The following is a 13,893-nucleotide window of genomic DNA, read 5'->3' as shown; positions in this document are numbered from 1 at the left end:
TTTCTGTTCCAGCCTCCTTTTTTTATGAAATTCCAATTAATTTGTTACCAACAAGCAGCCACTTATTGACTAGTCAAACTAACGGACTGTACGGTCCAATGTTCAGTGTTCATCAATGTGTTTGCGTTCAGTTTCTTTGCCAACAATTCTGCGGCAACAGAATCTGTAAAGGTTTTATCCAAATGGCTGTTTGAATCCTTCAGAGTCTCTGTTACCCCTTTTACAGTACGAGTTACTTTGTACACGGGGTCACACTCCTCGATATCGATTCAGCCCATCGTGAAGCTGTTACTTCATTCTCTCATATTAGATACTGAATGTATACAAAATTAGGTAACATACTAAAGTTCCCTTAACTTTATGTTCTTAAACATTAAATTCTAAAATGAAAATTGGTTATAACTAACTTTGACAATTGTAAGATGCATGCCTATAATAAATAGTTGACATTGTGATGGCAGTTAACACTTGATATTAATAAATTATGTCCAATCTTAATTGTCAGATCATTTTGACTAAATGTTTGGCAATTTTTAACGAGTTGAAGGGAGTTTGGAACAATATGGCAGAAAGAGAACAGTGGGGGTCAAGGGCAGGTTTTATCCTTGCAGCGATTGGCTCAGCAGTAGGGTTGGGGAATATTTGGAGATTTCCCTATGTAGCATATGAAAACGGAGGAGGCGCTTTTTTAATTCCGTATTTGTTTGCTTTATTAACAGCAGGGATACCTATTTTAATAATGGAATTCTCACTCGGTCAGCGGTTCCGGGGATCCTCTCCACTTACCTATGCAAGACTTAATAAGAAGGCTGAAGGAATGGGATGGTGGCAGGTTGCAATAGCATTTGTTATTTCTACATATTATTCTGTAATTATTGCATGGGCATTATCCTATACTATTTTTTCATTTAATTTAAGCTTGGGGGGACGACCCAGACAGCTTTTTCTTTAATTCATTTTTACATGCAACAGCATCAGCCAATGACATGGGCTCAATCGTACCAGGTATATTAATACCGCTTATCCTTGTATGGCTTGTCACACTTGGTGTTTTATTTAAAGGAGTAAAACGAGGAATTGAGCTTGCCAATCGAATTATTATTCCAAGCGTTAGTTATTATGTTCTTGTGTATTGTGATTCGTGCATTGACGCTTGAAGGTGCGATGACAGGATTAGATGCATTCTTTAAACCAGATTGGGAAGGCCTTCGCGAGCCAAGCCGTTTGGGTTGCGGCATATGGACATATTTTCTTTAGTCTATCAGTGGCATTTGCTATCATGATTACTTATGCAAGTTATTTACCGAAAAAAGCGGATATAAATAATAATGCATTTATTGCAGGGTTTAGTAACTCAGGCTTTGAAATTTTAGCAGGGATCGGTGTTTTCTCTGTTCTTGGCTTTATGGCTGTACAAAATGGAGTAGGGGTTAATGAAGTAGCAACAGGAGGAATCGGTCTTGCCTTTGTAGTATTTCCACAAATCATTAGCACATTTCCAGGTTTTAATGAGTTCTTTGGAGTACTGTTTTTTGGATGCTTAGTACTTGCAGGGTTAACCTCATTAATTTCTATAGTTGAAACATATGTAGCAGGAATTCAAGATAAGTTTAATGTGAGTCGCACAAAGGCAGTTATTTTTGGTGGAGGACTCTCAGCGATTATTTCTTTAATCTATACTACTCAAAACGGAATCCGTGTGTTAGATACAGTCGATTATTTTATTAATAATTTTGGAATTGCTGTATCAGGTCTCATATCGGTTATAGTCGTTGCATGGATCCTACGTAAGTTACCTGAATTAAAAGATCACGCCAATAGCGTTTCTGATTTTCAAATTGGTGGATGGTGGACATTTTGTCTTACGATTGTGACACCACTTGTATTGGGAGTTATGCTTATACAAAACTTGGTGACAAACCTAACAACAAATTATGAGGACTATCCAACTAGCTTCCTTATCATGTTCGGTTGGACTGTAGCGATACTTGCAATTGTTGTTGGATTTATCATTACTGCGATTAAGTGGAAGACAGGCAAAAATAAACTGACGATTGAACAGATTCAAAAAGAAGGGAACGATGACTAATGAGTACTAGTGCCATTATCATGCTTATTTTAAGTACAACCATCATTTGGGGCGGATTAGTATTCAGCATCCTTAATGCTAGAAAAGCAACCAAACGAAGAAAAGCTGAAATGAAGTAAACTCACCCATACGGGAACAAAAGTAAATAGACAAAGCAAAGCGGCGAACATTCCTTTATTGAGGAACGTTCGTCGTTTGTTTTTTATAAAAAATTTGCAGAGGATTGTCATAGAGCTGAACGTGGCGATTGACTCTCGAGTGGTGGTTTTCCAGGAGGATACTCCATCCTTACCTCTTCCTATTCTTATAAGCTTGTCTCTCCAGCTTTTTAATAGTGGGTACGGATCAAAGGACCATTCGGTCACTCCGTTGTCACGATACATGCCATAATGCAGATGGGGAGGGAATTTACCTTGTGTGCCTGGTTTTCCGTATCCAGAGCTTCCGCAGTATCCAACCACTTGTCCTGGCTTAACGACGTCTCCTTTTTCTAATCCTTTTTCAAAGCCGCTAAGGTGGGCATAATAATGATAGATGTTATCTAAATCACGTATGCCGACTCTCCAACCACCGTAGTTATTCCACCCAATTAATTCAACAGTCCCGTAAGAAGTAGATTGAATCGGTACGCCATAACCTGCAAATAGATCTGTGCCTTCATGTATACGACGGCCGCCCCAAGCCACGTTTTGCTCCCCAGGTACTTCGGTAGCTATAGTTGGCGTGTAAAGGCATCACAAAGCTGTGGTCATGAAGGTCTAGTCTTCCTAATTCTTTGTAGGTCCTGGCGTGTGATTGAACAATGTTTACCGATTGTTCACGCTTATAATATTCCCATAGCGCGATACGCATATCTTCTTCTTTAAATCCGTATTTCTCTAAAAAATGAGCAAATGTAAATAGAATATCAGCATCATTAAAGCGATCAGCAATTCCATCTCCATCTCCATCCAGACCCACTCCTCCAAAAACGTTAATTGATAGCGGATTGGTGTCTCCTAGGTCTGGATTTAGAGGACCTGACCATTGTGATGGCGAGTAAAAGATGGAGATTAGACCTTGCTCTTCATCACGGTCACGAAGCGCTTTTCTAAGTCCTCGTTCGTAGGTGTCAACAGCTGCAAGGTAATGCCAAGGCACATTTGTAAGTGTTTCTGTTTTTTTATAAAGGTTCATCCGATCTTCATAAGTTGTATTGGTTTGCTCTACTGCTACTCCTGTTTGAGGAAGCAGCATTTGTACACATATAAGAACAGTAATACAGATAAAAAAAAGACGGTTGCGGTTCATTTAGAGCTGCTCCTTTCAATCAAGGGTAATGTCTGTAGTTTGAGCTTTCCAATAAGAAATATTGCAGTGAAAGATTGGGAATTTTTTTGAATAGGTGGTTTGGCTTAATAGACTAGTTCGTGATAAAGTAAGAAAAGAATGAATACTAAAATAGATATGAATAGTAAGGATGGTGAGTAGGTTGGCAAAGAAAGAAGAGCATATTCGCAAGCCGGAGTGGCTTAAAATTAAGCTTAATATCAATGAATCTTATACAGGCCTGAAAAAAATGATGCGTGAAAAAAAACTACATACGGTATGTGAGGAAGCACGGTGTCCTAACATCCATGAGTGTTGGGCTGTAAGGAAAACAGCAACATTTATGATACTAGGTGATACTTGTACAAGGGCCTGCAGATTTTGTGCAGTCAAAACAGGCCTTCCCACAGAGTTAGACTTACAAGAACCGGAACGTGTTGCAGATTCAGTGAGTGATATGGGACTGAAACATGTCGTCATTACAGCTGTTGCCAGAGACGATCTTAAGGATGGCGGTTCTGAGGTATTTGCAGAAACTGTTCGTGCTATTCGTCGCAAAAACCCTTTCTGCACAATTGAAGTCTTACCTTCAGACATGCTTGGAAATGAGAATAGTCTACAAACATTAATGAATGCACGACCTAATATAATGAACCATAATATTGAAACGGTACGTCGCTTATCACCAAGAGTTCGCGCCCGTGCAACGTATGATCGCACGCTTGAATTTCTCCGTCGTGCAAAGGAAATGCATGAGGATATTCCAACTAAATCTAGTTTGATGATTGGACTAGGTGAAACCAAGGAAGAAATCATTGAAACGATGGATGACTTACGTGCAAATAACGTCAACATCATGACGATTGGTCAGTACTTGCAACCAACAAAAAAACACCTAAAGGTTCAAAAATATTATCATCCAGATGAATTTGCTGAGCTTCGTGAAATTGCAATGAGTAAAGGATTCAGCCATTGTGAAGCAGGTCCTTTGGTTCGTTCGTCCTACCATGCAGATGAGCAAGTGAATCAGGCTCAAGTTAATGAAGAAGCTAGAAAAGTTCAAAATGAATCAGCTGTAAAATAAGTAAACAAATAATCAGGATAGCTTGTGTGTGGAACGTACGCATTAGCTATCTTTTTTTACTTGAGAGAACATTTCCTGCCAATGTCTGCGTATGATACAATGGAAAAAATGAAACGTGAGAGGTGTACGCGTTGGTCACAATTCAAGAACTTCAGTTTGAAGTCGTTGAGGATATAAAAGAAGGATGGGACGAAGAAGCCTTCAAATCGCGATACAGCGATATTTTAAATAAATACGATTATATTGTAGGTGACTGGGGTTATAATCAATTGCGCCTCAGAGGTTTCTTTGAAGACAAACATAAGAAATCAACGTACGATTCAAAAATAAGTACGCTACCTGATTACTTATATGAATACTGTAACTTTGGCTGCGCCTATTTTGTCGTCAAACGAGTGAAAAAGCGGACTGAAAAAGGAAACAAAAGCAAACAAAAAGAGGGCAAATAAGCCCCCTATTTTACTTGTGAATTTAGTCTGAGGTTGAATCGTGCGGAGGGTGATGCCCAGGATACTTCCTAGGAGTGTGCTGGTGTAAGTCTTTATTTACATAGTTAAAGGCACTGTATGTTCGCTGTCCAGGCTTCCACTCCGTACTTTTTCCTTCGACAGGTGAATTCTCTCCATAAGGCGAACCATACGGACCTTCAGGAGTAGCTTCTGGAATCACATAGTTATGCATAGCTTCAACATTTTTAAAATCATGATACTCGGCTTGATTTTGTTTTTTTGTCATAAGAACCCCCTGTGTTCGTAGGGTGCCCAGTGAGTATGAATTTATTTTGGCGCGTTTTTAGTTGAAAGGATGATACACGTGTATTTTGTTGATCGAAAAAAAATAGATGAAACCTTGGACTATATGGAATCACTTTTTCCACTCATTGACCAGTTACAAAAACGAAATCGTGCAATTGAAGAATTAGCCTTAGAGCGTGTTTGTTATTTATTAATCGAATCCATTATTGATGTTGGGAACAGTATCATTGATGGATTCATCATGCGTGATCCAGGCAGTTATGCGGACATTGTTGATATATTAATCGATGAAAAAGTCATTAGCAATGAACATGGAGAGTCACTAAAACAAATTGTGCAATGTAGAAAAGAAATCATTCAAACAACAGGCACAATCGATCATGACAACTTGTACGACTTGTTATGTACACATTGGCAAGCATTAACGGCATTTCCTTCGAAGGTCCGTTTATATGTAGAAAACGAACTAGGGCCAGTTTCTGCTTTCTTGCCAAAAACTGACTAAGAGTTGTCGTTTTACAAAAAGAACATCCGTCGCTTACAATAAACGTAAGGTGGTGGACGGAATGAGAGACCAAACAACGTCAACTCGTTCAACTGTTTTAACCCTGTTAAAGCGTAAGCACGAGCTGACTACAGCAGAGCTTGCCGCAGAGCTCAATATTACAGAAATGGCGGTAAGACGTCACTTGCGTGGTTTAGAAGAAGAGCAATTAATTACGTCCCGTGTGGTTCGCCAAACAATGGGACGGCCAGTTCATAAATTTTATTTAACAGAACAAGGAAATGAGAATTTCCCACGAAACTATAGTCATTTATCATTAGGCTTTTTAGATGATTTACGGATGATGTATGGGGCTGATACGATTAATCAGCTATTTAACAAACGTCACGAACGCCTTCATCAGTCGTATCAATCAATTGTAACAGGTAGTCTGGGAGAACGTGTACAGGCATTAGCCGATATTCAAAATGAACAAGGATATATGGTGAATTGGACTGAAAAAGAGGATGGTTCGTATGAATTTATTGAATACAATTGTCCAATTGCTCACGTAGCCAAGTCGTATCCAGTTGCATGTGCATGTGAAAAGCGATTGTTTAAGGAGTTACTTGATACAAATGAGGTAGAACGTACGGCTTGTATGGCAGAGAATGGTGATGCACACTGTGTATATACCATAAAGAAACAAACAACTTCAGCTAATTAAGCCGTCCTAGAGGGCGGCTTTTTATATGAGAAAGGAAATGAAGGATGAACTATAAAGGGTATTTACTTGATTTAGATGGCACAATGTATCGTGGAAACACAGCTATTCCTGAAGCAGTAGAATTTGTGAAAGAGCTGAAAAAGAGGGATCTTCCTTATTTATTTGTGACCAACAACTCAACAAAAACGCCAAAAGATGTGGCTGCTCACTTGCAGAACTTTTTGATACCGGCAGAAAAAGAGGATGTTTTTACATCTGGTATGGCAACAGCTGCATTCATTACGGAACAGAAACCAAATGCTCGTGTTTTTATTGTTGGAGAAAATGGTTTACGAGAGGCACTATCTCAAGCTGGGCATATAGAGGCGACAGAGGATGTTGACTATGTCGTAGTAGGTTTAGATCGAGAGGTTAGTTATCAAAAGATTAAACAAGCCTCACTTCTCATTCAAAAGGGAGCAACATTTATTGCTACTAACAAAGATAATGCGATTCCAAGTGAAGAAGGATTGGTACCGGGCAACGGGTCGATTGTTGCAGCGATTGCCACAGCCTCCAATACCCTTCCTATCTTTGCAGGTAAACCAGAGGCCATCATTATTAATCAAGCACTAGATGTATTAGGAACAAGTCCAGATGAAACCATTATGGTTGGCGATAATTATCAAACGGATATCTTAGCTGGCATTCACGCGGGTCTTGATACATTGCTCGTATTTTCAGGTGTAACATCAGAAGAAGACCTTCTATCCATTGAAGTCAAACCAACGTTTACTCATCATTCTCTTGCTGAATGGGCGTTTTCTGAGTAAAGGACTTGGCTTCCAGACTATGTGCAAGTCTGCTTGATGCAGCGGCTGCAATGGCACCAACAATATCATCAAGAAACGTGTGACAGACACCTTCTATCTTGTTGTTCAACTGTTTTAAGATACCGGGCTTTAATTTATCAACATAGCCATAGTTCGTAAATCCAATTGATCCATATATATTAACAATGGATAGAGCAATAATCTCATCAATGCCATACAGACCTTCATCTCGTTCAAGGATCCCTTGTAATGGTTGTTCAAGGAGCTTTTGCTCAGTTAAGATGTCTAGCTGAATGCCTGTTAGTATGGCATTCTGCACTTCGCGTTTTGAAAGCACTCTTTCTATATTTTCCTTACATAGATCAAGTGTAAGTTGTGGATGATAGGCACTTTGCAGAAAATGAACTAGTTCAGCAATATGATCGATTGTTACGCCTCTTTTTAGTAGCAAGTCTCTTGCTTTTGCCTCAAGCGCGTCTTGCGGGCTGACTTCTTCCATATCGACTCTCCTTTTATCCAAATGATTTTGTTTAGTCTACGATTGCTGTACACATTTTATGCGACTGGGTCATAGACTATTTATAATGAAACAGGATGTGAGGAGGGTAACTATGTTTGAGCGGAACATTTATGACAGTTATCGACTTTACAGTGAAAAACGGTTTAAAATTGATGGGTATGAGTGTTTTGAAGCTGGAGGAATTGCATACATCCTCTTCCCTAAAGATGAAAGTGCGTCTGACGAAACAGATATGCTTACATTTGTTTCATTCTTGCGTAGTGCTGGTGATACATCGGTTCCTGAGTTAATCCAAACCGCTCAAGGAGCGAATTTTAGCTTAGTTGAAGGGGTGGAGATGTATCTGTGCCAGTTACCTCAGCCTAATCAGCTTAGAATGCAACCATTGCCTACTGATGGGAGAGGTATTGGAGAGCATTTGGCGTCCTGGCATCAATTTGGTAGGCAGGTTCAGTCAAGAGTGGGGCAACAAGAATTGTTTGGACAGTGGGGCACCATTTGGACGACTAGGCTTGAGCAACTTGAAAATTGGTATGAAGAATTATACATGCAAGGCCCACGAAATGTGGTTGATGAAACGTTTTTAACCACGTATCCATATTTTATGGGCTTATCAGAGAATGCCATTCAATACGTCGTTGATACAGATTTGGACGGGACAGGAAATGAATATCTAGCGGGAACGTTATGTCATCGGCGTTTTTCAGACAAAGCATGGATCTCACTTTCATCAAATGGAGCAATGATTAAGCCACCAACTGCATTTGTCTATGATCATCCGGCAAGAGATCTAGCTGAATGGTTACGCAATCGCAGGTATCAGCTATCCAGTCAACGGAATTGGAAAGATGCTCAAGATTTTTTCGAAGGCTATCAGAGACATCAATCGATAACACCTGCTAGTTGGCGGTTAATGTTTTCAAGATTATTATATCCTGTTCATTATTTTGAAACGATTGAGGATTATTACCGCTGCCAGATTCCAATTGATCAGCAGAAACTTGGCCAAAGCTTTTTGGACCTTATTGCTCAAGAAAAAGTAAATGAGACATTTCTACACCGGTTTGCAGAGGAACGTTATCTTCCTAATACACCAACCGGATTTCCAAAAGTAGATTGGCTCTAAGTAGACAAAACCGCTTCTTTTATAGGAACGGTTTTTGTTTTGCATTAGATTAAGTCGTCGTTTCTTAAACTTTCAGAAGGTTCTTGTTTTAAGTTGGAATCAGGTCTATAATGTCCTTTATATATATACAATTGTATTTTTATAGAGATTAGATGGGAGTGGGAGTTGTGGAAGAGTCTGTAAAAGTAGGACTTCTTGGACTAGGAACAGTTGGAACAGGTGTGGCGTCTATTATTACACGCCACCAAAAAGAGTTACAGCATCAAGTAGGCTGTCCAGTTGAAATTAAAAAAGTTCTTGTGCGCAACAAACAAAAGCTTAGAGAGAATTCATTCCAAGATGCGCTCTTAACCGAAGATCCACAAGAAGTGCTTAATGATGAAGAAATCGATGTCATTGTTGAAGTGATCGGTGGAGTTGAACAAACAAAAGAGTGGTTACTAACGGCTCTTTCCAATCATAAACATGTTGTCACGGCCAACAAAGACTTAATGGCCATTCACGGCGCTGAACTGTTAAAAACGGCGGTGGAATACAACTGTGATTTGTATTATGAAGCAAGTGTTGCAGGTGGAATTCCTATTCTACGCAGTTTATCTGATGGATTATCAGCTGATCGTATTACAAAAATCATGGGCATCGTGAATGGAACAACAAATTATATTCTAACAAAGATGAGCACAAAAGGTAGCTCTTATGATGATGTATTAAAACAGGCTCAAGAGCTTGGTTTTGCAGAGAGTGATCCAACTGCTGATGTTGAAGGTTTAGATGCGGCAAGAAAAATGGCGATTCTAGCAACACTTGGATTCTCTGCGCCAGTTAGTTTAGCAGATGTGTCTGTTGAGGGAATTAGCAGTGTCTCAGATGTCGATCTTCAATATGCTGAAAGACTTGGTTACACAATGAAGCTAATTGGGATTGCCGATCGTACAAAAGGCAAAATTGATGTTAGTGTGCGTCCGACTTTATTACCAAATGAGCATCCTTTATCTTCTGTTCACAATGAATATAACGCTGTTTATATTCACGGTGAGGCCGTCGGGGAGACGATGTTTTACGGTCCTGGAGCAGGGTCACTTCCGACAGCAACCGCTGTTGTATCTGACTTAGTAACGGTTATGAAAAACATGAGACTTGGTGTTAACGGAAAAAGTGTGCTTGCACCAATGAATGAAAAGAAACTAAAATCAGCAGATGAAATTGACTCTCAATATTTTATCAGACTTAGAGTCCTCGATCAGACAGGAACGTTTTCAGCTATTACTGCACTGTTTGCTGAATTTGACGTAAGTTTTGAAAAGCTTTTACAGTTGCCGGTTGAAGGAGAAGAATTGGCAGAGATTATTGTTGTGACTCATAAAACAAGTAAAAAGACATTCGATGGTTTGCTAGAACGATTAGGAAATGTTGAGGTAGTTGAGTCAGTAGAGAGCAGTTATTGCGTTGAAGGGGGAAATTAACATGAGTAGCTTGGAAAGGTCTTATTAAAGAATACGCGGAGTTTTTACCAGTATCAGAGAACACACCATCATTATCGTTATCAGAAGGTGATACTCCACTTGTCCCACTAGAACGCCTTTCAAAAGAATGGGGAGTAGACATTCACGTAAAGTACGAGGGTGCTAACCCGACAGGATCTTTTAAAGATCGAGGCATGGTTATGGCAGTGGCAAAAGCAAAAGAAGAAGGCAGTAAAGCAATTATTTGCGCATCTACTGGCAATACGTCTGCAGCCGCCGCAGCTTATGGTGCACGCGCAGGACTTCGTTGTATTGTTGTTATTCCAGAAGGCAAAATAGCTCTTGGTAAGCTAGCTCAAGCCGTTATGTATGGTGCTGAGGTCCTTGAAATTCAAGGGAACTTTGACCACGCATTGGACATCGTACGTGCCATCAGTGAAGTTGAGCCCATTACACTTGTTAATTCAGTGAATCCATACCGCATTGAAGGACAAAAAACAGCCGCTTTTGAAGTATGCGACGCACTTGGACAAGCGCCAGATGTTTTGTGTATTCCGGTTGGTAATGCCGGGAACATCACCGCTTATTGGAAAGGTTTCAAGGAATATCATGAAGCAAAAGGCACCGGTCTGCCTCAAATGAGAGGGTTCGAAGCAGAGGGAGCAGCAGCAATTGTTCGTGATGAAGTCATTGAAGACCCAGAAACAATCGCAACAGCTATTCGTATCGGGAATCCAGGCAGCTGGGATAAGGCTGTTTCAGCCGTCAACGAATCGAATGGTAAAATTGACTTTGTAACAGATGAAGAAATTATTGAAGCATATCAGACGTTGGCAACTAAAGAAGGCGTATTTGCAGAACCTGCTTCTGCTGCTTCTCTTGCAGGCTTAAAGAAGCAAATTGATTCTGGTGAAATTAAAAAGGGATCAAAAGTGGTTTGTGTACTAACAGGAAATGGATTAAAGGATCCAAGCAACCGCCATTGAAAGTGTAAAAGTAAAACCAACATTACTTCCAAACGAAAAAGAAGCTTTCCTTGCCCATCTTAAACAAGGTGTGACTCAGTAATGAATGCTGTGTCTTTTCAAATAAAGGTTCCAGGTAGCACGGCGAATCTGGGACCAGGTTTTGATTCAATTGGCTTAGCTGTTAGTCGTTATCTTGAACTGAATGTGCAAACAGCAGAAGAGTGGTTTTTCTCCTCTGATTCTGAGGATCTAATAGGTATTCCACCTGATGAAACGAACCTTGTTTGTGAGGTAGCGAAGCATGTTGGCAAGTTATTCGGAGTAGTAATTCCCCCATGCCATGTTGTGATGACGAGTAATATTCCATTGGCGCGTGGACTTGGAAGTAGTGCAGCCGCAATTGTAGCAGGCATAGAGCTCGGTTGTTTTTTCTATAAAGAATCGGTAACGCCTGCAGAGAAAGTTCGTATTGCTAGTCTTTGGGAAGGTCATCCCGATAATGTAGCAGCCTCTGTCTATGGCGGACTTGTTATTGGTACGCATAGTGAAGAGTCTACACATGTGATAGCTGCTGGAGTTCCAGAGATCGATCTCGTTTGCCTGATTCCGAAAAATGAGGTATTAACTAAAACGGCACGGGGCGTATTGCCGAGTCAACTAGCTTTTGCAGAAGCTGTTAAGGCTGGTAGTATAGGCAATGTACTGACGGCCGCCGCTTTAACAGGTGACTGGAAATTAGCTGGCGAGATGATGGGTAAAGATCTGTATCATCAGCCTTATCGTAAACAATTAATCCCTCTTTTAGACGAGGCATTAACGTACGCCTCTACTCAAGAGGATATTTACGGAGCTGCGTTAAGTGGCGCTGGACCAACGATTTTATGTATTACCAAACAAGGTTATGGTCAACAAGTGGCAGATAAAATTAGTCAGGCATTTGAGGGTATTGAAATCGATGTGTTAAGCCCGGCGAGTGATGGAGTTCAGGTAATAACAAAATAAAAGTGCTAATAAGGAATATTTACGAATTCATTGCATATACTACGGCTGAACTCAAATAGGCTGGAGGTGGATGAGATGTTAGATGTAAATAGCTTATATGAAGGGCAGTCCGTTTATATTATCTACAGAAATCCTCACACGCCAACTGTTGCAACGATCCAAGAAGCAACAATTGCTCGGGATCCTATGGACCCATCCGTATTGTCATTACTTCTCTATGATTATTATCATCCAATTGAAGAGGATGACGCCATCTTTGCAACCTACGAAGCAGCTGAACAACTGTATGATCAATTTATGATGTAATTAAAAAAAACGCCTGGTCTGATGACCAGGCGTTTAATCTTTATTAAAATACTTGCTCTAACTCTTTTACTCCAGGTACTTCCTCAAGAAGCGCGCGTTCAATACCCGCTTTTAGAGTAATCGTTGAACTTGGGCAAGATCCGCATGCGCCTAATAGACGTACACGTACAATACCATCTTCAATTCCTACGAGCTCAACATCTCCACCGTCACGAAGTAAAAAAGGACGAAGCTTCTCTAATACTTCTTGTACTTCTTCTAACATATCAGTACTTGTTTCCATGGGTCAACACTCCTTTCTTACCCTATTATAATCGCCATAACGAAAAAAATCCATTATCCTGAAGTATTTTTTCGAGAATTGTTCTCACAGTTTGATTAGGTAAATAAAACAAGTAGCTCTTCAAATCAGATTCTTTTATTGAATCTTTTATCATTATTAGGTAATCTGCTTATGAGAGGAAGTGAGTACTATCGGAATAATAGTGACTGTATACGGTGCTGAACAGAAATGTGCAAGCTGTGTACATCTGCCAAGTGCATTAGAAACAAAGGAATGGTTAGAAGCAGCATTAAGTAGAAAATTCCCCGACATTGGGTTAGAAGTTTTATATGTGGATATCGAGAATCCAAACGGAGAAGAACAAGAATCATTCTCTGAAGCCATCTTAAATGATGAATACTTTTATCCACTCGTCGTATTAAATGGAGAAGTTATTGCAGAAGGAAATCCAAATCTCAAAAGTGTGTCAGCTAAGGTTGAAGCGGCTGTCTGATGAAATAAGGAAGAAAAATGAACATTTTTCTATCTGAATAAGGGATTTTGGGTTTTGCAAGAAGAAGTGCTTTGTGAGTAAGACGGATAGGCGGAGAACCAAGATCGATTTCGATTTAGCAAGAGAGTGAAAGTCTTGGCAAGAGTAAGTCGGGGAAAACCAAGCTGGATGGGAAGTTTGGCAAGAAGATGGTGTCTATAACAAGAACGAATGGCGGAGCACCAAGACGGGTGGGGGTGTGCCAAGAGATATGACTTTGACACCAAGAACAAAGCCAACACATCAAGACCCAACTGCATCAAAGATCTAATTCAAATGAAATAAGGAAGAAAAATGTCCATTTTTCTATCGTATGAGGGCATTTGGAGTTTAGCAAGAAGGGGGGCTCCATAATCAAGACGATGAGCTGACCCACCAAGACAGATCTAGATTTAGTAAGAGAGGGAAAGTGGTACCAAGAGAGAATTTGTGAA

Annotated in this window: 16 protein-coding genes and 3 pseudogenes; 13 read left to right on the top strand and 6 right to left on the bottom strand. The window is 40.1% G+C overall.

Annotated elements, in window-relative coordinates:
- Positions 1-62: 62 nt before the first annotated feature.
- Positions 63-245 (bottom strand): hypothetical protein, encoded by a 183-nt coding sequence (locus NDM98_RS08235; RefSeq protein ID WP_251606202.1) that lies wholly within the window; start codon positions 243-245, stop codon positions 63-65.
- Positions 246-562: 317 nt separating this feature from the next.
- Here NDM98_RS08235 and NDM98_RS08230 point away from each other — a divergent pair.
- Positions 563-2,089: pseudogene (locus NDM98_RS08230) on the top strand (sodium-dependent transporter).
- A pseudogene (locus NDM98_RS24605) lies at positions 2,089-2,139 on the top strand (hypothetical protein); the annotation flags it as partial. The pseudogenes NDM98_RS08230 and NDM98_RS24605, both read left to right, overlap by 1 nt.
- Positions 2,140-2,145: 6 nt before the next feature.
- Here the strand turns inward: NDM98_RS24605 and NDM98_RS24600 are convergent.
- Entirely contained in the window at positions 2,146-2,775 is a 630-nt protein-coding gene (locus NDM98_RS24600; protein WP_373370365.1) for a M23 family metallopeptidase, read from the bottom strand.
- Positions 2,747-3,379: a hypothetical protein gene (locus tag NDM98_RS24595; RefSeq protein WP_373370364.1), complete on the bottom strand. Its 633-nt coding sequence runs from the start codon at positions 3,377-3,379 to the stop codon at positions 2,747-2,749. The genes NDM98_RS24600 and NDM98_RS24595 overlap by 29 nt, the downstream gene beginning before the upstream one ends.
- A 169-nt stretch (positions 3,380-3,548) precedes the next feature.
- On the opposite strand from NDM98_RS24595, the gene lipA reads away from it, so the two are divergent.
- Positions 3,549-4,481: a lipoyl synthase gene (gene lipA, locus NDM98_RS08220; RefSeq protein ID WP_373370363.1), complete on the top strand. Its 933-nt coding sequence runs from the start codon at positions 3,549-3,551 to the stop codon at positions 4,479-4,481.
- A 131-nt stretch (positions 4,482-4,612) separates the two neighbouring features.
- On the top strand, positions 4,613-4,930 hold the full coding sequence (locus tag NDM98_RS08215; RefSeq protein ID WP_251606196.1) for a YutD family protein: 318 nt from the start codon (positions 4,613-4,615) through the stop codon (positions 4,928-4,930).
- Between the two features lie 22 nt (positions 4,931-4,952).
- Here the strand turns inward: NDM98_RS08215 and NDM98_RS08210 are convergent, their stop codons facing one another.
- Positions 4,953-5,216, bottom strand: coding sequence for a hypothetical protein (locus tag NDM98_RS08210; RefSeq protein ID WP_251606193.1), 264 nt, complete (start codon positions 5,214-5,216; stop codon positions 4,953-4,955).
- 78 nt (positions 5,217-5,294) lie between these two features.
- Between NDM98_RS08210 and NDM98_RS08205 the strand changes: the two genes are divergently transcribed.
- The 3 genes from NDM98_RS08205 (at position 5,295) to NDM98_RS08195 (ending at position 7,259) form a co-directional block, all read left to right on the top strand.
- Positions 5,295-5,741, top strand: coding sequence for a DUF86 domain-containing protein (locus NDM98_RS08205; RefSeq protein ID WP_251606191.1), 447 nt, complete (start codon positions 5,295-5,297; stop codon positions 5,739-5,741).
- Between the two features lie 61 nt (positions 5,742-5,802).
- Complete coding sequence (locus tag NDM98_RS08200) at positions 5,803-6,447, top strand: helix-turn-helix transcriptional regulator (protein WP_251606188.1); 645 nt, start codon at positions 5,803-5,805, stop codon at positions 6,445-6,447.
- A gap of 44 nt (positions 6,448-6,491) precedes the next feature.
- Positions 6,492-7,259: a TIGR01457 family HAD-type hydrolase gene (locus tag NDM98_RS08195; protein ID WP_251606185.1), complete on the top strand. Its 768-nt coding sequence runs from the start codon at positions 6,492-6,494 to the stop codon at positions 7,257-7,259.
- Here the strand turns inward: NDM98_RS08195 and NDM98_RS08190 are convergent.
- Entirely contained in the window at positions 7,219-7,758 is a 540-nt protein-coding gene (locus tag NDM98_RS08190) for a phosphatidylglycerophosphatase A family protein (protein WP_251606182.1), read from the bottom strand. The genes NDM98_RS08195 and NDM98_RS08190 overlap by 41 nt on opposite strands.
- A gap of 112 nt (positions 7,759-7,870) precedes the next feature.
- On the opposite strand from NDM98_RS08190, the gene yutH reads away from it, so the two are divergent.
- From yutH to NDM98_RS08165, 5 genes and pseudogenes are all read left to right on the top strand, one after another.
- On the top strand, positions 7,871-8,905 hold the full coding sequence (gene yutH, locus NDM98_RS08185) for a spore coat putative kinase YutH (protein ID WP_251606179.1): 1,035 nt from the start codon (positions 7,871-7,873) through the stop codon (positions 8,903-8,905).
- Positions 8,906-9,072: 167 nt separating this feature from the next.
- Positions 9,073-10,368 carry a homoserine dehydrogenase gene (locus NDM98_RS08180; protein ID WP_251606177.1) on the top strand — a complete coding sequence of 432 codons (1,296 nt, stop codon included), beginning with the start codon at positions 9,073-9,075 and terminating at the stop codon, positions 10,366-10,368.
- A gap of 23 nt (positions 10,369-10,391) precedes the next feature.
- A pseudogene (thrC, locus tag NDM98_RS08175) lies at positions 10,392-11,436 on the top strand (threonine synthase).
- A complete protein-coding gene (gene thrB, locus NDM98_RS08170; RefSeq protein ID WP_251606175.1) occupies positions 11,436-12,338 on the top strand; it encodes a homoserine kinase in 903 nt (300 codons plus the stop codon). Before thrC ends, thrB begins: the two are co-directional and overlap by 1 nt.
- Positions 12,339-12,413: 75 nt before the next feature.
- The gene (locus NDM98_RS08165) at positions 12,414-12,644 is read left to right on the top strand and encodes a transcriptional regulator SplA domain-containing protein (RefSeq protein WP_251606173.1); all 231 of its coding nucleotides are present in this window, start codon (positions 12,414-12,416) and stop codon (positions 12,642-12,644) included.
- A gap of 43 nt (positions 12,645-12,687) precedes the next feature.
- On the opposite strand, the gene NDM98_RS08160 is transcribed toward NDM98_RS08165, so the two are convergent.
- The gene (locus NDM98_RS08160; protein ID WP_203088335.1) at positions 12,688-12,927 is read right to left on the bottom strand and encodes a NifU family protein; all 240 of its coding nucleotides are present in this window, start codon (positions 12,925-12,927) and stop codon (positions 12,688-12,690) included.
- A 181-nt stretch (positions 12,928-13,108) separates the two neighbouring features.
- On the opposite strand from NDM98_RS08160, the gene NDM98_RS08155 reads away from it, so the two are divergent.
- A complete protein-coding gene (locus tag NDM98_RS08155) occupies positions 13,109-13,420 on the top strand; it encodes a YuzD family protein (RefSeq protein ID WP_251606171.1) in 312 nt (103 codons plus the stop codon).
- Positions 13,421-13,893: the final 473 nt, after the last annotated feature.

It is taken from the genome of Alkalicoccobacillus plakortidis (assembly GCF_023703085.1).
Taxonomy (GTDB): Bacteria; Bacillota; Bacilli; order Bacillales; family Bacillaceae_D; genus Alkalicoccobacillus; species Alkalicoccobacillus plakortidis.
The sequence above is the reverse complement of the archived record's forward strand: the minus strand, read 5'-3'. Positions and strand labels throughout refer to the sequence as shown.

Bases quoted from the DNA above. Each gene is read 5' to 3' on its own strand.
- NDM98_RS24595 (WP_373370364.1), bottom strand. From the start codon at position 3,379: ATGAACCGCAACCGTCTTTTTTTTATCTGTATTACTGTTCTTATATGT.
- lipA (WP_373370363.1), top strand. From the start codon at position 3,549: ATGGTGAGTAGGTTGGCAAAGAAAGAAGAGCATATTCGCAAGCCGGAG.
- NDM98_RS08210 (WP_251606193.1), bottom strand. From the start codon at position 5,216: ATGACAAAAAAACAAAATCAAGCCGAGTATCATGATTTTAAAAATGTT.
- NDM98_RS08200 (WP_251606188.1), top strand. From the start codon at position 5,803: ATGAGAGACCAAACAACGTCAACTCGTTCAACTGTTTTAACCCTGTTA.
- NDM98_RS08195 (WP_251606185.1), top strand. From the start codon at position 6,492: ATGAACTATAAAGGGTATTTACTTGATTTAGATGGCACAATGTATCGT.
- NDM98_RS08190 (WP_251606182.1), bottom strand. From the start codon at position 7,758: ATGGAAGAAGTCAGCCCGCAAGACGCGCTTGAGGCAAAAGCAAGAGAC.
- yutH (WP_251606179.1), top strand. From the start codon at position 7,871: ATGTTTGAGCGGAACATTTATGACAGTTATCGACTTTACAGTGAAAAA.
- thrB (WP_251606175.1), top strand. From the start codon at position 11,436: ATGAATGCTGTGTCTTTTCAAATAAAGGTTCCAGGTAGCACGGCGAAT.
- NDM98_RS08165 (WP_251606173.1), top strand. From the start codon at position 12,414: ATGTTAGATGTAAATAGCTTATATGAAGGGCAGTCCGTTTATATTATC.
- NDM98_RS08160 (WP_203088335.1), bottom strand. From the start codon at position 12,927: ATGGAAACAAGTACTGATATGTTAGAAGAAGTACAAGAAGTATTAGAG.